At 56.5% G+C, this 24,165-nt stretch carries 23 protein-coding genes and 2 pseudogenes; 18 read left to right on the top strand and 7 right to left on the bottom strand.

The features are described from left to right. Positions 1 to 12: 12 nt before the first annotated feature. The 10 genes and pseudogenes from NLX71_RS16775 (at position 13) to NLX71_RS16820 (ending at position 10,778) form a co-directional block, all read left to right on the top strand. Positions 13 to 2,217 (top strand): MMPL family transporter, encoded by a 2,205-nt coding sequence (locus NLX71_RS16775; RefSeq protein WP_254364960.1) that lies wholly within the window; start codon positions 13 to 15, stop codon positions 2,215 to 2,217. 31 nt (positions 2,218 to 2,248) lie between these two features. Continuing rightward, complete coding sequence (locus NLX71_RS16780; protein WP_254364961.1) at positions 2,249 to 2,710, top strand: hypothetical protein; 462 nt, start codon at positions 2,249 to 2,251, stop codon at positions 2,708 to 2,710. Between the two features lie 189 nt (positions 2,711 to 2,899). Further along, a complete protein-coding gene (locus NLX71_RS16785; RefSeq protein WP_254364962.1) occupies positions 2,900 to 3,541 on the top strand; it encodes a GTP pyrophosphokinase in 642 nt (213 codons plus the stop codon). Between the two features lie 50 nt (positions 3,542 to 3,591). Beyond that, positions 3,592 to 3,678: pseudogene (locus tag NLX71_RS16790) on the top strand (S26 family signal peptidase); the annotation flags it as partial. Positions 3,679 to 3,900: 222 nt separating this feature from the next. Further along, the gene (locus NLX71_RS16795) at positions 3,901 to 4,584 is read left to right on the top strand and encodes a carbohydrate ABC transporter permease (protein ID WP_254364963.1); all 684 of its coding nucleotides are present in this window, start codon (positions 3,901 to 3,903) and stop codon (positions 4,582 to 4,584) included. Between the two features lie 136 nt (positions 4,585 to 4,720). Continuing rightward, entirely contained in the window at positions 4,721 to 5,002 is a 282-nt protein-coding gene (locus NLX71_RS16800) for an ABC transporter permease family protein (protein WP_254364964.1), read from the top strand. A gap of 111 nt (positions 5,003 to 5,113) precedes the next feature. Continuing rightward, complete coding sequence (locus NLX71_RS16805; RefSeq protein ID WP_254364965.1) at positions 5,114 to 6,058, top strand: TRM11 family SAM-dependent methyltransferase; 945 nt, start codon at positions 5,114 to 5,116, stop codon at positions 6,056 to 6,058. A 249-nt stretch (positions 6,059 to 6,307) separates the two neighbouring features. Then, the gene (locus tag NLX71_RS16810) at positions 6,308 to 8,251 is read left to right on the top strand and encodes an LTA synthase family protein (protein ID WP_254364966.1); all 1,944 of its coding nucleotides are present in this window, start codon (positions 6,308 to 6,310) and stop codon (positions 8,249 to 8,251) included. A gap of 289 nt (positions 8,252 to 8,540) precedes the next feature. Continuing rightward, positions 8,541 to 9,857, top strand: a complete 1,317-nt coding sequence (locus tag NLX71_RS16815) for a deoxyguanosinetriphosphate triphosphohydrolase family protein (protein ID WP_254364967.1) — start codon at positions 8,541 to 8,543, stop codon at positions 9,855 to 9,857. Between the two features lie 87 nt (positions 9,858 to 9,944). Further along, the gene (locus tag NLX71_RS16820) at positions 9,945 to 10,778 is read left to right on the top strand and encodes a protein-glutamine gamma-glutamyltransferase (RefSeq protein WP_254364968.1); all 834 of its coding nucleotides are present in this window, start codon (positions 9,945 to 9,947) and stop codon (positions 10,776 to 10,778) included. Between the two features lie 85 nt (positions 10,779 to 10,863). On the opposite strand, the gene NLX71_RS16825 is transcribed toward NLX71_RS16820, so the two are convergent. The 3 genes from NLX71_RS16825 to NLX71_RS16835 form a co-directional block, all read right to left on the bottom strand. Further along, entirely contained in the window at positions 10,864 to 11,814 is a 951-nt protein-coding gene (locus NLX71_RS16825; protein ID WP_254364969.1) for a helix-turn-helix transcriptional regulator, read from the bottom strand. A 135-nt stretch (positions 11,815 to 11,949) separates the two neighbouring features. After that, positions 11,950 to 12,855, bottom strand: a complete 906-nt coding sequence (locus NLX71_RS16830) for an SDR family oxidoreductase (RefSeq protein ID WP_254364970.1) — start codon at positions 12,853 to 12,855, stop codon at positions 11,950 to 11,952. A gap of 207 nt (positions 12,856 to 13,062) precedes the next feature. Then, positions 13,063 to 14,070 (bottom strand): diguanylate cyclase domain-containing protein, encoded by a 1,008-nt coding sequence (locus tag NLX71_RS16835; RefSeq protein WP_254364971.1) that lies wholly within the window; start codon positions 14,068 to 14,070, stop codon positions 13,063 to 13,065. A 261-nt stretch (positions 14,071 to 14,331) separates the two neighbouring features. On the opposite strand from NLX71_RS16835, the gene NLX71_RS16840 reads away from it, so the two are divergent. Next, positions 14,332 to 14,946, top strand: coding sequence for a nitroreductase family protein (locus NLX71_RS16840; protein ID WP_254364972.1), 615 nt, complete (start codon positions 14,332 to 14,334; stop codon positions 14,944 to 14,946). A gap of 99 nt (positions 14,947 to 15,045) precedes the next feature. Here NLX71_RS16840 and NLX71_RS16845 read toward each other — a convergent pair whose 3' ends face one another. Further along, entirely contained in the window at positions 15,046 to 15,390 is a 345-nt protein-coding gene (locus tag NLX71_RS16845; protein ID WP_254364973.1) for a hypothetical protein, read from the bottom strand. Positions 15,391 to 15,507: 117 nt separating this feature from the next. On the opposite strand from NLX71_RS16845, the gene NLX71_RS16850 reads away from it, so the two are divergent. The 3 genes and pseudogenes from NLX71_RS16850 to NLX71_RS16860 all read left to right on the top strand — a co-directional run bounded on the left by NLX71_RS16850 (position 15,508) and on the right by NLX71_RS16860 (position 16,961). After that, entirely contained in the window at positions 15,508 to 16,248 is a 741-nt protein-coding gene (locus NLX71_RS16850; protein WP_254364974.1) for a YheC/YheD family protein, read from the top strand. 60 nt (positions 16,249 to 16,308) lie between these two features. Then, a pseudogene (locus NLX71_RS16855) lies at positions 16,309 to 16,503 on the top strand (CcdC protein domain-containing protein); the annotation flags it as partial. Between the two features lie 74 nt (positions 16,504 to 16,577). Beyond that, positions 16,578 to 16,961, top strand: a complete 384-nt coding sequence (locus NLX71_RS16860) for a hypothetical protein (RefSeq protein WP_254364976.1) — start codon at positions 16,578 to 16,580, stop codon at positions 16,959 to 16,961. 178 nt (positions 16,962 to 17,139) lie between these two features. Here the strand turns inward: NLX71_RS16860 and NLX71_RS16865 are convergent, their stop codons facing one another. Beyond that, the gene (locus NLX71_RS16865; protein ID WP_254364977.1) at positions 17,140 to 17,838 is read right to left on the bottom strand and encodes a hypothetical protein; all 699 of its coding nucleotides are present in this window, start codon (positions 17,836 to 17,838) and stop codon (positions 17,140 to 17,142) included. A 307-nt stretch (positions 17,839 to 18,145) separates the two neighbouring features. Here NLX71_RS16865 and NLX71_RS16870 point away from each other — a divergent pair, with 307 nt between their 5' ends. The 3 genes from NLX71_RS16870 to rnhA all read left to right on the top strand — a co-directional run bounded on the left by NLX71_RS16870 (position 18,146) and on the right by rnhA (position 21,765). Next, the gene (locus tag NLX71_RS16870; RefSeq protein ID WP_254364978.1) at positions 18,146 to 18,985 is read left to right on the top strand and encodes a glycosyltransferase family 2 protein; all 840 of its coding nucleotides are present in this window, start codon (positions 18,146 to 18,148) and stop codon (positions 18,983 to 18,985) included. Positions 18,986 to 19,260: 275 nt separating this feature from the next. Then, positions 19,261 to 21,036: a DNA helicase RecQ gene (recQ, locus tag NLX71_RS16875; RefSeq protein ID WP_254365004.1), complete on the top strand. Its 1,776-nt coding sequence runs from the start codon at positions 19,261 to 19,263 to the stop codon at positions 21,034 to 21,036. Positions 21,037 to 21,102: 66 nt separating this feature from the next. Next, positions 21,103 to 21,765, top strand: a complete 663-nt coding sequence (rnhA, locus tag NLX71_RS16880; RefSeq protein ID WP_254364979.1) for a ribonuclease H — start codon at positions 21,103 to 21,105, stop codon at positions 21,763 to 21,765. Positions 21,766 to 21,896: 131 nt separating this feature from the next. On the opposite strand, the gene NLX71_RS16885 is transcribed toward rnhA, so the two are convergent. Then, positions 21,897 to 22,142 (bottom strand): hypothetical protein, encoded by a 246-nt coding sequence (locus NLX71_RS16885; protein ID WP_254364980.1) that lies wholly within the window; start codon positions 22,140 to 22,142, stop codon positions 21,897 to 21,899. Positions 22,143 to 23,123: 981 nt separating this feature from the next. Here NLX71_RS16885 and NLX71_RS16890 point away from each other — a divergent pair. Then, positions 23,124 to 23,216: a dihydroorotate dehydrogenase gene (locus NLX71_RS16890; RefSeq protein WP_143006957.1), complete on the top strand. Its 93-nt coding sequence runs from the start codon at positions 23,124 to 23,126 to the stop codon at positions 23,214 to 23,216. Between the two features lie 163 nt (positions 23,217 to 23,379). Here NLX71_RS16890 and NLX71_RS16895 read toward each other — a convergent pair whose 3' ends face one another. After that, positions 23,380 to 24,048 (bottom strand): thiamine diphosphokinase, encoded by a 669-nt coding sequence (locus NLX71_RS16895; RefSeq protein ID WP_254364981.1) that lies wholly within the window; start codon positions 24,046 to 24,048, stop codon positions 23,380 to 23,382. Positions 24,049 to 24,165 lie beyond the last annotated feature (117 nt).

The following is a 24,165-nucleotide window of genomic DNA, read 5'->3' on the forward strand; positions in this document are numbered from 1 at the left end:
TGAATTGAAAAAATGCTTCGCGCTTTGCATACATTTTCCTCGTGGGTAAGCAGCCCCAAAGGGGCCAAAAGCATCGTCGCCGGCTGGCTTCTGCTTCTCGTTGTGCTGGCCGCAGCGGCGCCGTCCGCCAAAAAATTCGCCATCAGCAGCGGAGAAGGAAGCGTCAAAGAAATTACGCCGTCTGCGGCGGCCCAGCAGATTATGGACGAGCAGTTTCCGTCCGCCGACGGCTTAACCGCCCTGCTGGTGCTGCACGGGAAGCAGGCGACGGCCGCGGAGGAGCGGGCCAAAATCCGCCAGCTCAGCGAATGGCTCGCCTCCGGCAGTAAGCCGGAGCACGTCACCGGAGCGCTGCCGTTCCACCGGCTTCCCGAAGCCGCGCAGGACCGGCTGTTCTCGGAGGACCGCAAGACGCTGCTCCTGAACGTAACGCTGGAGAAGGGCCTGGAGTCGGACCGGATCTACGACACCCTGAAGCAAATTCGGGAGCAGGCTGGGAAGATCGGCCTCGGGGAGCTGCAGCTTGAAATGACGGGGCCGGCCGGCATTGCCGCAGATACGATAGCGCTGTTCAAAAATGCCGATTTCGTGCTCATGCTCGCGACGGTCGGATTGATTCTCGTCATTTTGCTTCTCATTTACCGTTCGCCGCTGCTTGCGGTGCTTCCGCTGGTCATCTCGGGCGTCGTATATGAGGCCGTGGACCGGGTATTGGGGCTGTCCGCCAAGAACGGCTGGCTCGTCGTGGATAAGCAGGCGCTGTCCATTATGATGATTTTGCTGTTCGCGGTCTTAACGGATTACTGCTTGTTCGTGTTCTCCCGTTACCGGGAGCAGCTCGGCAAGGTCGGCTCGAAGCACGACGCCATGCGCCTGGCGATGAATCAGGTGGCGGAGCCGATTCTGTTCAGCGGCGGAACGGTGCTCGTTGCCGTGCTCGTGCTGTTCACGGCCGTCTTTAAGCCGTACCACTATTTTGCGCCGGTATTTGCCGTGGCTATGGTCGTCATTTTGCTAAGCGGGCTGACGCTGATTCCAGCCGTTTTCACGCTGGTCGGGCGCAAAGCGTTCTGGCCCTTCGTGCCGAAGCTGGAAGAGCGGGACGCCCGGCCCGCGGGCCTATGGGCCAAGGCAGGCTCGCTGGTCGCCAGACGCCCCGGCATGACGGCGGGCATCCTCACCGTGCTGCTGCTGTTCGCTTCGTTAAATATCAGCGGCATGAAATATTCGTTCAATCTGCTGAAGTCGTTCCCGGATACGGCGTCCTCCCGGCAAGGGTTCGAGCTTCTGGAGCAGTCGTATCCGCCGGGCCAATTGGCCCCGGTTACGGTCATCCTGCAGTCCGATCGTCCGCTGACGGAGGAGCCGCAGTTCCGGGAGAAGCTGACCTCGCTGGCGGGTTTGCTCGCCAAGCAGACGGGCGTCGAATCGGTGGAGTCCAAACCGGACACCGCACGAGGCGAATGGCCCGCGAACATGTTGTCGCAGGACCGCCAGTCCGTCCGGCTGCAGCTGCTCGTCAAGGGCAATCCGTACGATCCCGCGGCGCTGGATGCGCTGAACGCATGGCGGGGGAACGCCGAGGCGATGCTGAAGGACAGCGGCTTCGATCCGCTGCGCGATTCGCTGCATTTTGCCGGCCAAACCGCGCAGCAGCTCGATGTCAGAGCGATGAACGAGCGGGATACGCTTGTCCTGTTTTCGCTGATCGGCTTGCTGATTACCATCATGCTCGGGCTTCAGACCCGCTCCTTGCTGATGCCGGTCTACATGATGCTGACCATTCTGCTGTCTTATGCGGCCACGATAGGGCTCGGCTGGGGAATTGCACACAGCCTGCTTGGCTATGACGCGATCAGCTACCGGCTGCCGGTCTATACGTTCGTCTTTCTGGTCGCGCTGGGCGTCGATTACAACATCATGCTCGTCTCCCGGGTGAAGGAAGAGGCGCGCAAGACGGGGTGGAGCGAAGCGGTCAGCCGCGGCGTGTCGTTAACGGGCGGGGTGATCTCCTCCGCAGGCCTCATCCTCGCGGCGACCTTTGGAGTTCTGATGACCCAGCCGCTGCAGGAGCTGTTTCTGTTCGGTCTGACGATGACGCTCGGGATCCTGATCGATACGTTCCTCGTCCGCGGGCTGCTGCTGCCCTCGATTCTGGTGCTGACCGGAAAACGCAAGCCGTCGAGTGCGAAGAGCACGCAGGTTCACTCGTCTTAGCGATAATCACTGAATATAGGAGGGATATCTCATGTTCGGTTTTCTGTTGTTTTTGCACCTGACCGGCTTGTCCCTATGGCTCGGCTCGGGCCTGACGGCGGTCGTGATGCTGCCGCTGCTTAACCAAAGACCCGGCTCCGGGGAGCTGCGCGCCTTGGCCCGCAAAACGCTTCGCGTAATCAGCACAATCGCTCATCCAAGCGCACTAGTCGTTCTGATCTCGGGCGTCGTCATGATCGTCCAAATGAATATTCCTGCGCAGAGCAAGCCGCTATGGCTGCAAGTCATGGAAAAAGGCGGAGGGATGGTCATCCTGCTCGCGGTCATTCTGACCGGTATCCTCAGCAGCCGGTTGAAGAAGCGGCTGAACGCTGAGAACGGGCAAGGGACTGGGGTGGCCGCCCCGGCCCGCATCAGCGGCTATGTAGCCGCGACGGCCGGCTGCATGACGCTAACGCTGGCTGTTATGCTGATCGTCAGCTTGAAGCTCTAATAGGCACCCTCCGGGAGACGGCTTCGCGCCGCCTGCCGGGGGTTTTTGCCGTTTATAAGGCCGCCGGACAGGGCGGGATTTTGTCCACAATATTTTCACAAAATTGCTTCGGGCGCCATAATTTTTTATGATAAAAGAGGACTCCATTGGGTGGTCTAATCCAATACTTAATTAACGAGGGGCCAGATTATGATCGATCAATTGAAAGCGGCCGGCGAATGGAAAGAGATGTTCCTGCCTTACAAATTTGCGATGGAGCAGCTGAGCACGACCATCCGGCATATTAACGAAGAGGCTATGCACGTCTACAACTACAATCCGATCGAGCATATCAAGACCCGGATCAAATCGCCTGAGAGCATTATCAACAAGCTGCAGCGCAAAGGGCTGCCGATCAGCCTTGTCGCTGCGCGAGACCATTTGAACGATATTATCGGCGTGCGGATTATTTGCTCGTTTCTGAGCGACATTTACGATCTGTACGAAATTCTGAAAAACCGGCACGATATGAAAATTATCGAATGCAAAGACTACATCCGCAATCCGAAGCCGAACGGGTATCAGAGCCTGCATCTGATCGTCGAAGTTCCGGTGCTGCTCTCTAAGGGAAAGCAGCTGGTCAGGGCCGAAATTCAGCTGCGTACGCTGGGGATGGATTTTTGGGCCAGCCTGGAGCATAAAATTTTTTACAAATACAACAAGGACATCCCGGACCGCCTGAAGCAGGAGCTGCTGTCCGCCGCGCACCTAACCGTCGAACTGGATGCGAAAATGAAAGAGATCAGCGACGAAATCGGACACCTGGACTCGCCGTATGCGAGGATTCAGTAAAATCGGCTGCACGGATGGAGAAAGACAAGATGCAAAAGTCTTGTCTTTCTGGGGATAATCGGAATAACAGCAGCGACAGTCGAAACATCGGCTATATTCCTCTCGATCACGTGATGGGAATTATGAAGTTTCCGTAAACAAGGGAAGAGAACACAATTGTGAATATGGAGTTTCGTGGAAAATCGGCCTTGCTTGTGCAGTTTATGCGGCAGGGCCGATTTTTTTGTCCGCGATCCGCGCTAGCCGATTGTGAAGCACGTTGGTTACTCCGACATCGTTGTCTCCGTCCGCTGCAACAATCACTCGCTCCGGTGCGTAGCCTTCGGCAATTTTGCGGAAATCGTTGCGGATTCCGTCTTTTGGATCTCGGTCCGCAATATGGCGATCCTGTTCATGTTCATATCGTGCTGATGATCCCGACATTGGCGGCCTGCATCGTGCTGTTCCGCCTCCGCAGCGCCGCCTCGCAATACGTCTACCGGATTCTGTTCTGCCTGCCGATGGTTGTGCCCGGGCTGGTGACGCTGCTGCTATGGCAGTTTATGTATAACCCGCAGTTCGGCTTCTTCAACCAACTGCTGACGGTCGTCGGATGGGGTCAATACCGGCAGTTGTGGCTCGGCGATCCGGACCTCGCTCTGGGATGCCTCATCTTCATGGGTTTTCCCTGGATCGGCACGATCGCCGCCCTCATTTATGTCGGAGGCTTGCAGAGCGTGGATAGTTCGATCTGGGACGCGGCCAAGATGGACGGCGTCGGTCCCGTCACCCAAGCGCTGAAGATCGAGCTGCCGCTGCTCAAGGGCCACTTCAAATTGAACCTGATCGGCGTGATTTCCGGTACGATTACCAGCTACGGCACGCAGCTCGTCATGACTGGAGGAGGTCCCGGCTATGCCACGCTCGTCCCGGGGCTGTATATGTACCAAAAAGCATTCGGAGGCAATACGGAGTTCGGTTATGCGTCGGCGGTCGGGCTGCTGCTGTTTATGATTGCGCTGGTCATCTCGATCACAGCCATGAAGTTCATCAAAAGCGAGTGAGGCTACGCATGGCATTTCGATCGAAATTCAGCGCCGCTGAAGCCGGCAAGCACCTGTTTCTGATCGTCACGTGTCTGTTTATTTTCTATCCCTTTCTCATCATGCTGCAAATGTTGGTCAAGGATGTCAAACGTTTGTGTGGATCGCCGTCCCGCTGCTTAGGCCGATGATTGCTCTGCTCACGATCAACGTGTTCGTTGCCGAGTGGAACAATTATATTTGGCCGCTCGTGTCGCTGACGACACCGGCGAAACGGCCTTTGACTGTCGGACTGGCCTTCCTCACCTCCAGCTATCCGGGGGATTACGGGCAATTGATGGCCGGGTATGCGATTGCGAGTATTCCTCTGCTGCTGCTGTTTATCTTCGGCATGAAGCAGTTTGTTCAAGGCTTGACCTCGGGCGCCATTAAAATATGACGGAGGCTCGTTCCTGAGAAAAAACGGGTGCTGATTTGAATACGGACGTCCCCTTTGATAAGATTACAAGCAGATTTGAAGGCTTGCGTAAAAATAAGGGGAGACCTGTCCATGAAATTATCCGGTGCGAGACCGGTGTCATCCTTGTATACCTACGCCTGTCACGAGGATGAGGCGGATCTGTGCGCGCTGGAGCTGCGCACGCTGCTTGGCTCGGAAGCGCGGAACGGCTGGCTGGAGAGTCCGGCCGACGTCGATCCGAGCCGCAGTCCGTTCGTCAAGCAGCGCGTCGATGTGCTGTGCGAGGCCGCCAGCCTGCAGGAGCTCGGGGAGCTGGCCGGGACGCTGGAGCTGGATGGCGGCTCGTTCAAGGTCGTCTTCGTCAAGGCCGACTGCCATGCCGCGTACGAGGACCAGCGCGCCATGGAGCGGGAGCTTGGCGCGCGCATCCGCGGCCGGGCCGATATGCGCCAGCCGGATTGGCTGCTGGGCTTCGCCTGCACCGGCGAAGGGCGCTGGGTGCTCGGCCCCTGCCGGCAGAACGAAGCGGTCTGGCTGAAGCACAGCCGGAAGCCGCATAATTATTCCACCGCCCTCAGCACGCGGGTCGCCCGGGCGGTAGCCAACCTTGCCGTGCCGCAGCCTGTCGGCGTCCGGGCGGTTGATCCGTGCTGCGGCATCGGCACGGTGCTGATCGAGGCGCTCTCGATGGGGATCGACATCGTCGGCTCCGACATCAATCCGCTTGCGGTCCGCGGCGCCCGCGCGAATCTCGCCCACTTTGGGCTGCCGAACGTCGTCCGCGTGGCGGATATCGGCGACGTGAGCGGCCGGTACGATGCCGCCGTGCTCGACCTGCCGTACAACCTGTGCTCGGTCATTTCGCTGGAAGAACAGCTTCGCCTGCTCGGGAACGTCCGGCGGCTGGCGGAGCGGGCCGTCATCGTTTCCACCGAACCGATAGAGGCGCTCGCCGGGCAGGCCGGGTTCACCGTTTCAGGCCGGTGCGTTGTGCGCAAAGGCTCGTTTTCCCGGCACATTGCTATATGCCGTTAAGCGCGGACCCGCCCGGGGTCGGCGCTGTTTTCTTTTTGTAAATCTGGGTAATAAGAAAGAGCAGGCCACCTCTCCGGAGCGAGCCCTGCTCTTTCTTACTGATAACAGGGATAAAGTCCTGAGCCGCAAGGACCAATTTCTCCCTTTCATCTTAAATTCATTTTTCTTTAATATTTAACCTTTACAATATGTTAAAATATTGATTCCGCAACAAGAAGGAACTGCGGGCCGATAGGAGAGTGAGAAGCGATGCGTCCCTTGGTCGTCCAAGGACAGCCAAAGTCATCACGGTCAAAGCTTGCCCGCATGGGATGGAACAGCTTAATCGTTGCCGCAATGATTGGAATTCCCCTGCTTCTGGTATTTGGCATGGAATTGATAGGACGGGGAACCGTACATGAGACTTGGACCTGGCTAATCGCCAATTGGAAGCTGTTCGGATTGAATGCTCTGATTGTGTTTCTGGTGTTTGCGTTAATTTACTGTATGATCGGGTCGCTGGTGCTATCTGCTGGCATGAGCGCCCTGCTGCTTTCGATTGTATCGTTGATCAGTTACTTCAAGGTAAAGCTGATCGGCGAGCCCTTCTTCCCATGGGATATTGTCTTGAGCAAGGAGAGCATGAACATCCTGCCGCTGGTTACGACTCATGCTGCGCTTGTGCGGATCGGGGTGGTCTTCGCCGTCGTGGCCGTGATCTTCCTGTCCCGCCTGTGGCTGCCGCGGCTGTCGCTGCGGCCTGTAACCCGGGTAGTTCTCGGCGCGCTGTGCGTCTTTGCTTTGTACAGCTTCGGCGTGAAGGCTCCGTGGACCGGAAAGCTGCTGGACCGGGCGGGAGTGAACGAGATCGTCTGGAACCAGCAGGAAAACTACGGAATGAACGGGTTGTCCCTGGCGTTCACCATGAACGTAAAAAATACGATCATACCGAAGCCGCCCGGCTACAGCGAGCCTACGATGGCCAGCTTGGCGGAAAGCCTCAACGAAATGGTCGGAACGCCGACGGTGAACGCCGCGAGCGGAGTCAAGCCGAACGTCATTTTTATAATGAACGAGGCGTTCTGGGACCCGACCTTGCTGCCGAACGTCACCTTCAGCGAAGATCCGGTACCTACGGTACACCGGCTTGAGCAGGAGAGCACGTCAGGCTATCTGCTTTCGCCGCAGTTCGGCGGCGGTACGAGCAATGTGGAATTTGAGGTGCTGACCGGGCAGTCCATGAGCTTTTTGCCGGCCGGGTCGGTGCCGTATCAGCAGTACATCAGCAAGCCGATTCCGAGCATGGCCAGCTATTTCAAGGGCCTCGGCTATAAGAGCGCGGCCATTCATTCGTACGAAGGCTGGTTCTGGAACCGGGAGAACGTCTACAAGCATATGGGCTTCGACAGCTTCCTGAGCAAGGACGGCTTCCAGAATCCCGAATACCACGGCGCTTTCATCGCGGACGACGAGGTGTCCAAGAGCATCATCAAGGAAGTGGAGGCCAACGACAACCCGACGTTCATCTATGCGGTCACGATGCAGAATCACGGCCCTTACGACGATCACCGTTACGGCAGCGACAATCCCATCAAGGTTCAAGGGACGCTTGACGATACGGCTCGCGATACGCTGGAAACGTACGCGCATGGCGCGCGCGATGCGGACCGCAGCCTGCAACTGTTGATCGATCATTTCGAAAAGTCCGACGAGCCGACGATTATCGTGTTCTATGGCGACCATATGCCGATGCTGGGGTACGATTACGACGTGTACGTGCAGTCCGGGTTCATTTCTACGGCCAAATCGGATCAATGGTCGCTGGAGGAGCTGAAAAAGATGCGTAGCGTGCCTTTTGTGATGTGGTCCAACTTGGACATGGCGAAGGAGCAGGTGCCGGTGCTGAGCAACTCGTTCCTGAGCGCCTACGTGCTGGACCGGCTGCAGATGGAGAAGCCGGCCGCGCTGGCGTACAATGCCGAGCTGTCCAAGAAGATTCCGGGCCTGCTGCGCAATCTCGTCATCGATTCGGACGGACAGATGTTTACGTCGGTACCGGCCTCGGTCGCTGCCGATGTGGAGAAGTACCGGGAGCTTCAATATGATGAATTGTTCGGAAAGCAATATCTCGCCAAATATACCGGAGCCGCTTCTACCGCCGGGGCAGCAGAGCCGGACGGTGGGGGAGCCGGGCCGAATGCCAAGAGGCATTAGCGTCTGATAGGAAATGGCTCGCAGCAGCGAACAGACGGTTGGACACTGGTCCAGCCGTCTTTTTTGCGCTTTTTTTGCTTTGGCGGGCAAACGACTGCCTTTCCGCGTATACATTATGGAATCGATGCTGAAAGCACAAGCCACCCCGCGGCCGACGGGAAGCTCAGGTCTGAGAATCTCAGCGGAGACGCCCCTTTTCCTTTGCAAAAGGAATATGCTACAATTTGCTCAACGACCTATGATGTTATTTTTCATGACATAGGAGAGCAAAGTAGCGGGGGGATTCATGATGGACTTGCGTAAACTGCGTTTGGACGAACCGGTGGCCGGGACGTTCAGCGAAGAACGGGACGAATACGAGCGGGATTATGCACGGCTCATCCAATCCCCGGCTTTTCGGCGGCTACAGGGCAAATCGCAGGTATTCGGCGCCGGGTCCGGCGACTACTATCGGACAAGACTGACACATTCGATCGAGGTGTCGCAAATTGCCCGCGAGACGGCGCGGCGGCTTGGCGAGCATTACGAGTTTTTGGGGCGGAAGGAGCATCCCGGCTTGATACTGGACCCGGCTGTCGTGGAATGCGCTGCGCTCGCGCATGATCTCGGACATCCGCCGTTCGGGCACAAAGGAGAAGAAGTGCTGGACCGGCTGCTGGCCGAAGAGCACGGCTTGGCTTACGAAGGCAACGCGCAAAATTTCCGCCTGCTGATGTTTCTGGAGAAGCGTGCCGGCAGCGGCAGCGGCTTGGATTTAACCGCGGCGGTGCTGCTTGGGATTAATAAATACCCGTATAATTTGGACACGCCCGGACGGATTAAGGGTGTGTATCCGATGGAATGGGAAGGCATCAGCTACCTTCGCGACAAATGGAACATGCCGGCAGGCTGCTCGACGCTGGAGGCGCAGCTGATGGATTTGAGCGACGATATCGCCTATTCGACGCACGATATCGAGGACGGCATCCGCGCGGGCAAAATTCAGATGAACCGGACCTTTTTCGAGGACGACCGGTTGGCTATGCATCTGGTGGAAGAGATTGAAGGCGATCAGGGGAACCTGGAGGTTGGCTGGGACCAGGTCGATATCAAGGCGATGGTCAAGCGCGTACTGGCTTCGTATCTGGAGCAGTGGGAGGAAATCTACGCCGAGTGCGACAACGAGGCCTCGCGGACCCGCAGAGAGATGAAAGCCCGCTGGGTGAGCGCTTTTGCCGGGCGGGTCGGCATGATCGACGATCCGAAGAAAGGCTGGAAGCGGGTCACGTTCGTTCGCGACGGACAGCAGGATTTGGAACTGCTGCGGACGATGGAAATTTTGAAAAAGCTCGCTTGGGTGACGCTGATCAAAGACTTCCGCGTGCAGCGGCTCCAGAAGCGCAGCGAAATTATGATCCGGCGGCTATGGGACAGCTTCAAGGTGCCTGAGGAAGGGCGTTTGATCATTCCGCCTGACTGGATGGAAAATTACGAACGGCATAAAAACCGCTGGACATGGCCGCGCTTCGTGGCCGACTATCTCTCCGGCATGACGGACGCCTACGCAGAGAAGGTATACGCCGAGCTGTTCGCAAGCAAATCCGGCTCGATCTACGAGATGGATTAAGGCTTTTGGGGTCTGATCCTTGCCCTCCCCGGCATATACTGGGAGCGAGCGCTAATCGCATCTCTGACGAGGAGGTGACCGATCCCCATGATCGTTATTGCGGACGGCCAAACGTCGGTCGATATATCCGGCTGGGAACCGCCCGAGAGGGACATCTACGAGGAGAAACACAGGGACCCCACGACGTACCAATATGATTCGGAAGGAGCGCTGCGCTTCGAGCTCAGGCTGCGGACGGCGATTGTCCAAGCGGCCAGAGATATGCAGAACAGCGCTGCGTCGTTCTCTTCCTTCAAGAAATCGCGCTGCAACGCAGCCTATTGGACCCGTACGGAGGATGGCGGATTTAAGATGAGGCGAGACGTACAGCCCGCTGCGGCGATCCGGGATATTTTCTCGCACGGCCGGGCCTATGCGTTCGAATGCGCCACCGCCATCATTATCGTGCTGTACAAAGCGGTGCTGGAGACGATCGGAGATCAGAAGTTCAACCGGCTGTTCACCGACCTGTATTTGTACTCGTGGGAGGTAGACAGCGACCTGCGGCTGATTACGATTGCCGAGAAAATGCCGACATATCCGGGAGATATCCTGTATTTCAAAAACCCCGACGTCGATCCGGCATGGATGGAGTGGCAGGGGGAAAACGTGGTGAAGCTTGGGCACGACAACTATTTCGGCCATGGGATCGGCATTACGAATGCCGCCGGTATCATTGCCAAGCTCAATAAGCAACGCAAGCCTGGCGCCACAAAGTCCGCTTACATGATCGATCAGGTGACGTACCCGAATTTTGTTTATTTGTACGAGGCGTCGTCGTCCCGGGTTCCGATCTCCCAGACGGCGCTTGCTTGGCTGCCGCCGGAAGCGCGTGGCCGGATTATCGTCAAAATCGGCGGGAGGACCAACATTTACGCTTAAGGCACGGCTTGAAGGGATCTTTCGGCACGCGATATCGCGCACGGAGATCCCTTTTTGCTGCATGGAATAAGCGTCAGCACCCGGTTCATTGACCGTACATTTGACGGATCGCTTCTGCCAACCGGAGGATGCCTGCGCGCAGCTCTTCCGGCTCCAGCACCCGTAGCCCGCCGCCGTATCCCGGAATGATCCGCAGCGCGTACTCCGCCGTTTGGAAATCGGCGGTAAGCTCGGTCAGGCCGTCGGCAGCCGGGCGGGTTTCGCGGATTTTGACGAAGTGCTCCTCCTGCAGGAGAGCAAGAGTAGAAGCATCCGCTTGCAGCCTCACGAGATAGCTGGGCAGCCGGGACTTGAAGTCGGCCGTCGACTGCTCCCAGTAACGGGCCAGATCGAAATTTGCCGGACGCTCGAACCGCTCCGGCCGTATAACTGCGCTGCGTATCCGGGAAACCCTGTAGGTGCGCATCTGGCCGTCTACGAACCCGATCAAGTACCATGCGTTTCCTTTGACGACCAGCCCAAGCGGGCCGAGCTCGCGCTCGACAACCTCGTCGCCACGCCCGTAGCGAATAGCAAGCAGCCGTTCCTCCCACACCGCCTCCTGCACGACGGGCAGGCAAGATAGCTCCTCCGCGGGTCCGTACCACCCGGCTCCGTCCACGTGGATGCGTTCGCGGACCGCCTCCGCATTCCGCCGCAGGGAGGGGGGCAGGGCGGCAAGCAGCTTCAACAAGGCCGCTTCGAAAGCCTCGCGCCAGCCTAAATCGCGCATCATGCCGGAAGCATGGGCGAGCAGGAGGGAGCGGATTTCATCGATTTTAAGTCCCGTGAGCTGGGAGCGGTAGCCTTCCGGCAGCACCCAGCCGCCGCCGGAACCCCGCTCGGCATAGAGCGGAATGCCGGAACTGCTGAGCGCCTCCATGTCGCGGAAGATGGTCCGCTCCGATACCTCCAGTCGCTCGGCCAACTCCCGCGAGGTCATTCGGCCGCGATTCTGAAGCAGCAATAAAATCGATAAAAGTCGGTCAGCACGCATGATAATCGCCCCTTGTATTTTTAAGATCCGCTTCGTCGTCTGATCTTCTCATTGTATCACAGCAATATGACAAGGGTTGACATATTAGGGCTTGGGGGGAGGTCATCTCTGTAGTCCCTTTTTGGCGTTGCCGCGTCAGGAGGTGATGAACGAGCCTCCGTTCACATGCAGCGTCTCGCCGGTGACGTACCTCGAATCGTCGCTTGCGAGGTATACGTAGGCCGGCGCCAGCTCGAACGGCTGGGCGGCCCGGCCCATCGGCGTGTCCGTGCCGAACGTCTTCACCTGCTCGGCGGGAAAGCTGGAGACCGTCAGCGGGGTCCAGACGGGACCGGGAGCTACGCTATTCACCCGGATGCCTTGCTCGACCAGCGAGAGAGCCAGCGACCGGGTAAAGGTGACGATGGCTCCTTTGGTAGACGAATAGTCGATCAATTGCGGGTTGCCGCGGTAGGCGGTGACGGAGGCCGTATTAATGATGGAGTCGCCCGCCTTCATATAGGGCAGAGCGGCTTGAGTGACGAAAAAGAACGAGAATATATTCGTTCGGAACGTCTCGATCAGCTGGTCCTCCGAAATATCCAGGAGGCTCCACTGCGGGTATTGAACGCCCAGATTGTTGACCAGCACGTCCAGTTTGCCAAACACGGCGAGCGTTTGCGCGACGACGCCCGTGCAAGAAGCTTTGTCCCGCAGGTCTGCCGGCATCGTCAGGCAGCGGCGGCCAAGCTGCTCGATATGCTGTTTCGTTTCGGCCGCGTCCGGATGCTCATATAAGTAGGCGATGGCGACGTCGGCCCCTTCTTTGGCAAAGGCGACGGCCGTCGCGCGTCCGATTCCGCTGTCTCCGCCCGTAATCAGGGCTACTTTGCCAAGGAGCTTGCCGCTGCCGACATAGGCGGGATTGTCGAAGATTGGCTGCGGGTTCATCAAATATTCGAGTCCGGGCTGCCGCTCTTGATGCTGGGGCGGGAACGCAATCGGCTTTTCGCGGCATTCCGTTTCCATCGCATAATAAGGGTATTCAGGGTAAGGCTTCATAAAGAACCTCCGATCAAACGTTACTATGGGCTTTTGCCGATAGTGTATTCTCGTTGGGCGCCAAGGGTGCGCTCAGGAGTTACGTCCGGGTCATTCTCGTACTTTCCTTCCTCCAATCTAAGCACAAACAAAAAAAACGCCCCCTCGGTGGGGGCGTCGGACTATTCCGGATGAACGATAGGCCAGCCATTATATTTCGTGCCGGACTTAGGCTCCCTTGCCTCTGGATATGCTCTTGGGCAAGCCTTTGCCCGTACCGCGCGACAGGTTCAAAAAAAAATGGCTCATTCCTTCGCGATACGTGCAGAACCGGTTTCTTCCCGACAATTTGGCACGGTACATGGCGGCATCCGCCTTTTTCAGCATGACGTTGCAGCTGGACCCGGGATCGGAGCAGAAGCAGATACCGATGCTGCCGGATACATAGAGCACATTTCCTGCCAAGCGGTAAGGCACCTTGATGGTTTCGAGCATGTCGCGAGCCATTTTTTTGGCCGACGCCTCGCTGCTTTGGAGAGCGACCAGCAGAAATTCGTCCCCGCCGAGCCGGAATATATGCTGATGCTTGTTCTGGAACGTTTTTAAACGCTGTCCCGCTTCCCCGATCAGCAAATCCCCGATGTCGTGTCCGAGCGTATCGTTGACGGACTTGAACCCGTCCAAATCCAAAAACAAGAACGCCGTATTCCGGTTTACGGCGTTTTTCTCGGCATAGCGGTCCCACGCGTTCCGGTTGAGCAAACCGGTCAGAGGATCGGTATACGCCAACTTTTCGAGTGCTTGTCGCTGGAGGCGCATCGCTTGCCAAACAACGATATACACAAGACACATCGCGGCAAGAACGCCGAACAGCAAAAACAAATCTACCGGGCGAAGAACGGAGTGGACGAGGGAGGATCTGTCGTTATCCGGAGCGATGACGGCTTCGCTGCCTGTTATATACATCGTTGCCATCCCGATCATCGTGAGCAAGCCGCCGCCCGCCAGTCGAAAGCGGCTTTTGTTTCCGAACAGAGCCAGATGAAAGATAAGGAACGTCGTCATGATGCCAGCAAGTAAAGAAATGAAGGTTAGAGTCGTATCATAGCGCACGTTGTCGTCCAGATGAAATACAAGCACAGCCACATACGTGGACCACACGCTCCCCGTGACGAACGAAGCCACCGCAAACCAGCGGTTTCTGATTCGTCCAAGGACGTGCGACAGGTGGAACACGGTGCAACAACTCCTTTCGTTTATCCGAGCTATTATAGCAAATAAATATGAACAAAATCTATACAACTCTCCCTGCCGGACGCTGCGAAGCGAGGCAGGAAAAGGAAGCACCTGCATGCTAATACTTACCGGATTCAAGATAAAGACTATATGCGTTGTCGTGTAAATCAAGGGTCATAATTTTTTGTATGTTACTTTAAAAAAAGTAAGTTAATTGCGTTATGATACTAAATAGAGTAATACAATAAAGGAGTGGACATTATGAGCCAAGTTCAACAACAAACCGCCGAGCAAGTAATCTTATCCCGTCATTCCATCCGTCAATATCAACGGGACGTCGTCATCCCGGATGCGGAGCTGAATGAAATTTTGGAGCTGTCCGCAAACGCGCCTTCGTCTTGGAACTTGCAGCACTGGCGTTTTCTGGTCATTCGCGAGCAGGCGAACAAAGATCGTCTTCTTCCGATCGCGTTTGGCCAACAGCAAGTATCCGACGCATCCGTGGTTGTTGTCGTGCTCGGCGACCTGCAAGCGAACTTGACCGCTCCGATCGTCTATGAAAAGGCGACGCCGGAAGTCCGCGACATGATGCTCGGTCAAATTAACGGTGCCTACGCGAACAATCCGACGGTAGCCCGCGACGAAGCGATCCGCAACGCCTCGCTGGCCGCTATGCAGCTTATGCTGGCAGCGCGCGCGAAAGGCTACGACACCGTTCCGATGGGCGGCTACAATCCGGCTGCTTTGATCCAAGAGTTCAACATCCCGGAACGCTATATTCCGGTTATGCTTCTCCCGATCGGGAAAGCGGCTAGCCCGGCACGCGCGACAGAACGTCTGCCGCTCGGCGACACTGTCATTCACGAGTCGTTCTAATTCGGCAACACCGATATCGACAAAATACCCCCGGCAGCGCTCCCTCTTCACAGGGAGTAAAGGCTCCGGGGTTATTTTTCATGTTAGGCATCAGTCAAGTCACTTATCCGCATACCAGCGGTTATACTGTTCGTGCAGGTTCTCGCGGGACAAGCGGCTGCGGTGCAGGGACAGGCTTGGGGCTTGGCGGTTCAGCTCCGCGATCTGCTTGTTCGCATCCTCGATCAGCGCGTCGATTTCCGGGTCGAAGGAGCTTTTGGCCAACTGATTCATCGCTTTCTCCATCAGTGAGCCGATTTCCTTCCGCAGCATGACCCACGGGTGTTCGACCTTGGCTTGCTTCCGTAGCCAAGGAATCGTTCGTTTCCTGCGGCTCCCGGTAACCAAGTCCGAATAGTCATTGACCCAGAGAGCGGTTGCTGCTTTCATGGCAGAAGAAAGCATGTTCGTCATCCCTTTGCAAAACTTATTGCCGCCCGAACTGAAAAGGTGATGCATGCGCCTGTTCCCAAAGCCGCGCAGCGCACATACAATACCATGGCTTAAATGGGAGGTGATCGATTGGTTTATGCCAACACGAAGTGGGGGAAATACAGTTATTTGAAAACCGACGCACGTTGGAAGCCATATCTTCCGCAGACGCAACGGGCGAGCCAGGCTACGGTCAAGTCTATGCTCAAGCGCTGGGGAGCGATTTATCTGAAGCCGAACAACGGCACCGGCGGCTACGGGATCATGAAAATAACGCGCGCGGGCAACCGGCGCTATACGCTCAGAAGTGGCTACGCCACCCGGACGTTTCATTCGTTCGGCAGCTTGTACTCTGCGGTCTCCAGACAGATGGCCCGGCGAAGCTTCCTTGTGCAAAAAGCAATCCTGCTGCTGCATTACAAGAAACGCCCGTTCGATCTGCGGGTCATGGTCCAGCGTAACCGGCAGAAGGGGTGGGACGCGACGGGGATGGTCGGCCGGCTGGCCAGGCCGAGAAAGATCGTCACCAACTATCACAACGGGGGAACCCCGATGCCGGTAAACAAATTGCTATCCCCGCATATGCACGGGAAGCGCCGGACAGGTTACGTTCGAGAACTGAAAAACCTGAGCCGCGGCATCAGCGAATATATGAGCGTGAAGTACCCGAAATTTCACGCTCTTGGTATCGATATCGCGATCGATACCAAGAAGAAACCTTGGATTCTCGAAGTCAATACGAAGCCGGACAAATCGATTTTTAACGCCCTGAAGAACAAAACAATGTACAGACGCATTTTGTCCTACGCCCGGATGCAGAAAAGGTCTTAAAGCCGACTTAGCCCCTGCCGCTGCAAGGCAAGGGTTTTTTGTCGTTTTCTTTATCCGAAAAAGAGCAAAGCGTTTATTTTCGCTTTGGTAGGACTCATCGTTATCCGGCTCGCGCTTCTCAGCTACTTGTCCGGGCTTGATCCGGCCGAGCTGGGAATGCTGTTCTTCTTGATCGCGGTCGCCTATATCGTGCCTTGGCGGATCGTCAGCTTCGTAAAATACCGTAAGCTCTTGGCTCAGCAAGGGAACGCCTGACGGCAGTGAAACGAATTGGAGTCGGCCCCGTTAACGTTAAGTAAGCGAAATCGCGTCAAAGGAGGTGAACGAATATGGAGTGGTCTTTGGATCTGGCGCTGCTGCTGGCGATTGGGCTGGCTGCGCTGTTCGTCGTGCCATGGTTCGGATGGGTGGGGAAACCGTTGACCTTCGCATTTGATCCGGCCGCCGAGCTTGCCAAGCTTCCGCTCAAGCGTCATGACCGGGCCAGAAAAAGTCCGCGCACCATCTTCGTTCGCCGAAAATGCCCGCCGCGGTCCTCGGCGTTATCCGAAGAAGCAAGCGTTGCCGACGAAGAGCAAGCCTCGGTCCCGGCCTCGCTGGTCTGGAGCTTTCTCGAGCGCTATTATGCGGTGCTCCCGCAAAAACCGGACGCATGGTACCGGATGGTCGAGAACCTCAAGCAACGCGACAACGTCGCTTTACTGCCCATTTGAAGCAAGCCCGAAGCACGACCTGCATGAAAAAGCGGAAATCCGCTTTTCGCGCAGGCCGTTTTTTTATTGATATAAGCACGGATTAGATAGGATTTGTGAAGGGAATTTCGGCAAAGTTGTTACGTTCTACTAGGTTCGGACAGGAGTGTGGTAGAGGAGTAACGGCAAAAGCACGAGATCAGTTTTCCTGCCGCGCGGCTTCGGCCTGCTCCAATTCGTCCAGCGCCTTTTCCAAGCCGTAGTTCAGAAGCAGCGTTTTGAAGCCTTTGCTGCGATTTTCGGCCAGGGCATCCAGAAGCAGCTTTAAATCTTTACGGATAAACACCCGGTCCTTGTCGTGGGTCTCGCTGCGCTCCTTTTTCTTGAGACGGCTTTCCAGCAGCTGCAGCACCGGAGCCGCTTCCTCTGCCGTATCGGTCGCCGCTGTGTCCACCTCGGCCGTGGCGGCGGATGAGGCAGACTCGCCAGCCGGTTCCGCTGCCGGGGCAACCGTTAGCGTCGCCTCTTCTGCCAGCGGGGCAGCTTCGGGAGCCTCCTTAGGCTGCGGCTCCGCCGGTTGATCTCCCACATTGCTCTTGTGCTTGGAAGTGCGTGGCTTCGCTGCCGCGTCACCGTCTACGCCGCTCGTCTGGGCTGGCACGCCTGCTGCGCCCTTGCGCCTGGAAGTGCGCGGCTTCGCCGCTGCGTCGCTCGTCTCCGTCGGCTTCGTGTCCGTCGTTGCCTTGGCGCCCCGCTTCCTCAGGGAGCCCGGCTGCTGCCGTTCGGCTGTGACGGTTTCAGCGGAGGCTGCTTCGGCTTCCTCCAAAGACTTTCCGTTCACGTCGGTCTTCTCCGCCGCGTCCGAACGGACGGGCGGCTCTTGTTTTCTTGGTGGCATGGCAGAATCCTCCTTCGTTCAGTCCGGCCTTAGCCGTCTCGGCAGTCTCGTGGAAGAGCTTTTCTACCGATTGTTCCATGGCTTTCCTCCATTGTATCATAGGGCTGCAGGCGGAAAAATATTTTTCCACGCTTTCCCAGAGGGCCCGTTTCTTTCATGCGACCCAATCTTCTGCGTCTAATCGGATCGCGCCGATAGCTCCTTGACTCACACCCGCAGCATCGGGTTCTTCATTTTTGGCTAGTTTCCCTTTCGCCGATTTTTCGGTATAGTGTTCAGTAGAAGAAATGAGAGCGAGGGGAAGGGGATGAATCGGCAGCCGCTGATATCTGTCATTATTCCAACCTATAACCGGCTTGATTTTTTGGCCGAGCTGATCGAATCGTTGTGGCGGCAGACGTACCGTCATTTGCAGATTATTGTGGTTAACGATAACGGGGAACCGATCGACGAGCTTAAGGAGCTGTATCCGGAGCTGGATCTGACCGTGGTCGATATGGAAAACAATCTCAAGCATGTACATGCGCGCAACCGCGGACTGGAGCTGGTTCGGGGAGATTATATCATGCTGTGCGACGATGACGATTTGCTGCTGCCGTCGCATGTGGAGCGGATGCTGCGCGAAATCGAAGACAGCGATCTGGTCTATCCGGATGTGGAAATTTTCGATTATATTGTGGACAACGGAGTGCGCCGGGCGACGAAACGGTTTGTGTTCGCCTATGAGCACGAATTCGAGGCGATGCGGAGGTTCTCGACGTTTTTCTCGTCGGGCTGTCTGTATCGTCCGGAGCTGCATGAGCGGCTCGGTCCGTTCGATACGGAGATGCATCATTACTGGGACTGGGATTTTTACTTGCGGGTGGCGGAGCAGTTTCGGGTCAAACGCGTACCGGCGGCGAGCGCGCTTTATGCGTTTGCGGGCAGCGGGAACAATATGTCCCGCAATTTGGAGGATATGCGTCCTTACCTGGACAAGCTGTCAGCGAAGCATGGGCTCGGAGAGCTGCCAACCAAAAACTTTTTTCTTCTGCTCGAGGAGCCGGAGGTCAAAGCGCGCCGTGCGGAGACGGAGCTGCTCTGGAACGGGGAGCCGATCGTATCGCGGCGGGCGAAACAAGCGGGAGGAGCAATTAGGGAAGTATGAAACGACAGGATGATTGGTACGATCCGATGGACCCCGGACCTGCGGACCCGGGCCCATCGCCAGACGATGGCTGGCACGAGCCGCCGACCGATTACGATTACCGCGACCCGCGGGAGGCGGGCCGGGGCGCCAGAGAAAATGACCGCCAAGCCGGGAGGCCGGCGGCAGGAAACGAGGAATTCCGCAACCGGCGGTCCGTCCAAACGGATTTGTTCGAAGCGCCGGTCCGCCGGCCGCAGGCGGTTAAGCGACAGCCGGGGCAACCGATAGGGACGATGACGGAAGCGCAGGAGCTGCTGCGTAAATATTACGGATACCCGGATTTTCGCGAAGGGCAAAAGCGGGTGATCGAAAGCCTGCTGAGCGGGCGGGATACACTTGGCATTATGCCGACAGGCGGAGGCAAATCGATCTGCTATCAGGTTCCGGCGCTGATGATGAGCGGAACGACGATCGTCGTTTCGCCGCTGATTTCGCTGATGAAGGACCAAGTGGACGGGCTCGACAGCATCGGCGTGCCTGCGGCTTATATTAACAGCTCGCTATCATACGCGCAGGTGGAGATGCGTATCCGCAAGGCTGAGCGGGGCGAGTACAAGCTGCTCTATGTCGCGCCGGAGCGGCTCGAATCGGAGCGTTTTCTTGAGCTGCTCGCCGGACTTGTCGTGCCGATGGTAGCCGTGGACGAGGCGCACTGCGTGTCCCAGTGGGGACACGACTTCCGCCCGAGCTACATGCGGATCAACGAACTGGTCTCGCATCTGCCGGACCGGCCGCTGCTGGCCGCTTATACGGCGACGGCGACGGACCAGGTGCGCGAGGATATCGTGAAGCACTTGAAGCTGAGTGAGCCGCAGGTGTTCGTGACCGGCTTCGCTCGGGAGAACCTGTCGTTTTCGGTCATCAAGGGCGAGAACAAGCGCGATGTGCTAATGGGGTACATCCGCGAGCATGCCGGGGAAGCGGGCATCGTCTATGCGGCGACGCGCAAGGAAGTCGACCAGTTGTGCGAATATTTGCTGCGTCAGGGCGTGGCTGCGGGCAAATACCATGCCGGTCTGACGGATAAGGAACGCGCGGATGCGCAGGAGCGGTTTTTGTACGACGAGGTGCGCGTCATGGTGGCGAGCAACGCGTTCGGGATGGGCATCGACAAGTCGAACGTGCGGTATGTCGCTCATTTTAATATGCCAAAAAATATGGAAGCCTATTACCAGGAAGCCGGACGTGCGGGCCGTGACGGCGAGCCGAGCGACTGCATGCTGCTGTTCAGCCCGCAGGACATTCATATCCAGAAGTTTCTGATTGAGCAGTCCGTCTCGGACCCGGACCGGCAGGCGCAGGAATACCGGCGGCTGCAGCAGATGGCCGACTACTGCCACACCCCGCAGTGCTTGCAGCGGTACATCGTCCGTTACTTCGGCGGGGAAGCGGAAGAAGACTGCGGACAGTGCAGCAACTGCGTCAGCCCGGATATGGAGCTGACGGATATTACGCTCGAAGCGCAGCAGATTTTCTCCTGCGTAAAGCGTATGCGGGAACGGTTCGGCATGACGCTGGTCGCTTCGGTGCTCAAGGGCTCGCGCAACAAAAAGGTGTTGGATTTCGGCTTCGACAGTCTCAGCACTCACGGGTTAATGAGGAACCGGACGGAAAAAGACATCATCGACCTGATCCAGCTCCTTGTCGCCGAAGGCTACTTGCAGCTCACGGAAGGCAAATACCCGGTGCTTCGGCTGTCGTCGAAGGCGTCCGATGTGCTCAGTGGCAAGGAACGAGTCGTGCAGCGTATCCGGCTGAAGCCGTCCGCCCCGGTCGTTCAGGATGTCGAAGCGGAGCTGTTCGACGAGCTGCGGAAACTGCGTACAGAGATTGCGAAGCGTGAAGGCATCCCGCCGTATATCGTATTCCCGGACAGCACACTGCGCGAGATGTGCGGCGTGCAGCCGACGAACCCGGCGGCTATGCTCAAGATCAAGGGCGTCGGGGAAGCGAAATTTTTCAAGTACGGGGCATTTTTCATCGAGTTTTTCAAGCAGCGTCAGGGGTAGCGGCGATTTCGGACGGCGCGGGGATATCATCTATGGGGACGTCGCGCCGAACCAAGGAGGAACACTGTGGCAAAATCAAAGTATTACGTCGTATGGGAAGGGCGTCAGCCCGGTATCTATAAAACATGGGCCGAATGCCAAGCCCAGACGAACGGATTCCCGCAGGCCAAGTTCAAGGCGTACGAGAGCGAGGCGGAGGCCAAAGCGATGTTCGCCGCCGGCTGGAAGAAGGCGTTCGGAGCCGCGGTGCGCGCAGGAGCCGGCGGTACGGGCAAGAGCGGTGGACGGACCTCCAAAGCCGCAGGCGCGGAGGCCGCGGGCCAGTTCGATCCCGAGAGCTTGTCCGTCGATGTAGGCTGCAGCGGCAACCCCGGCATCGTCGAGTACAAAGGCGTGTACACGCGCACCGGCGAAATCGTATTTCAGCAGAAGCCGATCTCCAAAGGCACGAACAATATGGGCGAATTTCTCGCGATCGTTCACGGGCTCGCTTATTTGAAGCAAAAAGGCAGCGACATGACGATTTACAGCGATTCGGTAACGGCGATCAGCTGGGTGCGCAATAAAACGGTCGCATCCACCTTGGTACGGGACGCCTCGACTCAGGAAATCTGGGCGCTCGTGGACCGCGCGGAAGCTTGGCTGCGCAACAACTCCTACAAGAACAAAATCATCAAGTGGAACACGAAGGCATGGGGCGAGATCAAGGCGGATTACGGCCGGAAATAAGAGACTGGCCGCAGATAGCGCTGCCTTTGAACGACCCAACCCCATTCCCCGGCCGCATAAAAACCATACGAAAAAGCGCTTCTCCGTTTCGGCGGGGGAGCGCTTTTCTTTTCACACGGGTAACGCACGGCTTATTTATCGCCTCGGTCGATATGCAGCCGCGGTTTTGTGTTATTTTTCGTGTCCTTATACATCTCTTCCTCTTGACTTTCGAGCGGAAGGCTGACAAGCTCCCACTCGGTCTGTCCCATCGCTTCGTCGTACGGAAATTCGTCGCCGCGCTTGAGCGTTTCCTCCCGGCCCCACTCGTTCTCGTAAATGCCATCCGTTTCGACTTCTTCGCCGGATACCGGAGGCATGCTTTTATCGTTTGCCATACTTGCCATAACCCTCCTTAAACGTCGCTTCGCCCGTTAGTATGCCCGGATGGCCCGGAAGTATGACGCAACGAAAATAGGGACCCTGCTTATCCGTGATAACCAGAATCCCTATGTTGGTATAGGTTGCTTATTCAATTTTCGAAAAACACACTCCAATCAAGCTGTCGTTAGGGTACGCGAACGAGTAACAGGTCTTATCGGATTCCGGCATGCCCTCGGTATAGCCTTCATTCGGTGCGCGTACAGTACGGATTTCAGGTAAGCGCGGCGGGGCATGCTTCGCTTCCTTACTTCAATGGACTATCCCCTTTCCCTTGTTTATTTTTATATCAATTTCAATCCGGTACTGCCAAATGCTTTAAACCAAATCCGGATTGAAAGATATAAACGAGAGAAACTTCGGTGTGAATCAGGGTGATATCCGTAGGCTTAATCAGGTAAATCATTTATCTTGCTTACTGTTAGGATAGCCTATTATTAAAGTGTTGTAAATATTCAGAATAATTAGTTATTTGTCGATAAACCTAATTTTTCTCTCGAATTCGTCATTTTTCTTCTTTGTTCTTAGTATTTCTACAGGATGCAAATGCTGCAAAATTACTATTGGATTTCCTCGCTTTGCTAAACAAGCGAAAACCCACCGCGTAAGGTTTGCCGCCTAACGGTGGGTTTCGCTTAGATTCAATCTTTGCGCGCCGTGGGGTTTGCCACAGCTTTTTGTCCTGGAGTCTTTGCCGTTACAGCGGCGAAGGCTCTTTTTTATTTTATGCTGAAAAACGATTACGTTATACTTTGATATTGGCATTAAGATATCAGTTCAACCAAGGGATAGACACCAAGATATGTGGGGTACATAATTGCAGGTCATTTACTACCCGCCATCAGTCCAAACAATCTTTTAGCCATCGAATACACTAAATCATGGGTATTCGGGAGGGATCAGGCCGATACTCAATATTATTTAAGGAGTGTTGACTAATGAGCAGCGTTAGAGGGTTTACTTCTACAGGTGTTATTTTGGTTCTTTTCATTCTGCTTGTTATCGTCGCTTGCAGCATCTGTTTTATTTAATTTAAGCAAACTAATGCAGAAGGGCCGCCAATAGGCGGCTCCTTTTGTATGTTCGGCCACCTCACCCCGCAAGCTTAAAGCAGCAACTCGTTCGCGGGAAAGTGAATGTAATCGGCCAGCTCTTGGCGAGACGTGTCCGCAGTTTCGAGGAATTTCCGGCTGCTTACTCCGGCACCGCTTCCTCCTCATCCCGGCTCTGAATCACGAACAGCAGACCGTCTCGGATGCGGATGTGTCCGGCTTCGCCAAGCAGCACGTTGCTGATGCCGAGCGATTGCCCGATCGTCAGCGTCGCCTCATTCAGCGGATACTGGAACCCTTCGAGCGTAATTCCCGTGACCTCGATGCTGAGCGGGAGCAGCGACACATGGGTGAATCGGCTCCGGCTGACCGTTTGCAGCGCGCTGCCGTCCATCAGCATCAGCTCATTGCAGGCGTCGACGATGCGGCAGCGGATGCCTGCGGCCAAAGCTTTGCGCAGCAGATGGACGTTCGCGAGTGAATGGTCCCATCGGGTACCAAGCACGCCCAGCAGCACGATTTCCTCGGCGTTTTGTTCGAGCGCCCAAGTGAAAGCCATCTCCGTGTCAGTCAAGTCTTTCCACACCGGATCGCAGGCAAGGAACTTTCGGCTGACCCGGCTTATTTCCTCAAGCTCCATCGAGCTGACGGAGTCGAAATCCCCGAGCGCCATATCCGGCCGGTATCCGTGCCGCACCAGAAAGAGCGCCCCGCGGTCCGCCCCGACCAGCACATCGCCTGTGCGGATTTCCCGAAAAGCCCAACCCCCTAGCCGGCCCCCCGAGAAAATAAGAATCCGTTTCCGTTCCATCCGTCCGCTGCCTCCTACCACACTGAGTGGAATTCATTATACCATGATTGAGATCAAGAGAATATGCAGGTGAAATTGAGATGAAGGGGGCGAGTAAGGTATAGTTTGGATAAAAGA

This window comes from Paenibacillus sp. MZ04-78.2, assembly GCF_024213375.1.
Lineage (GTDB): Bacteria > Bacillota > Bacilli > Paenibacillales > NBRC-103111 > Paenibacillus_G.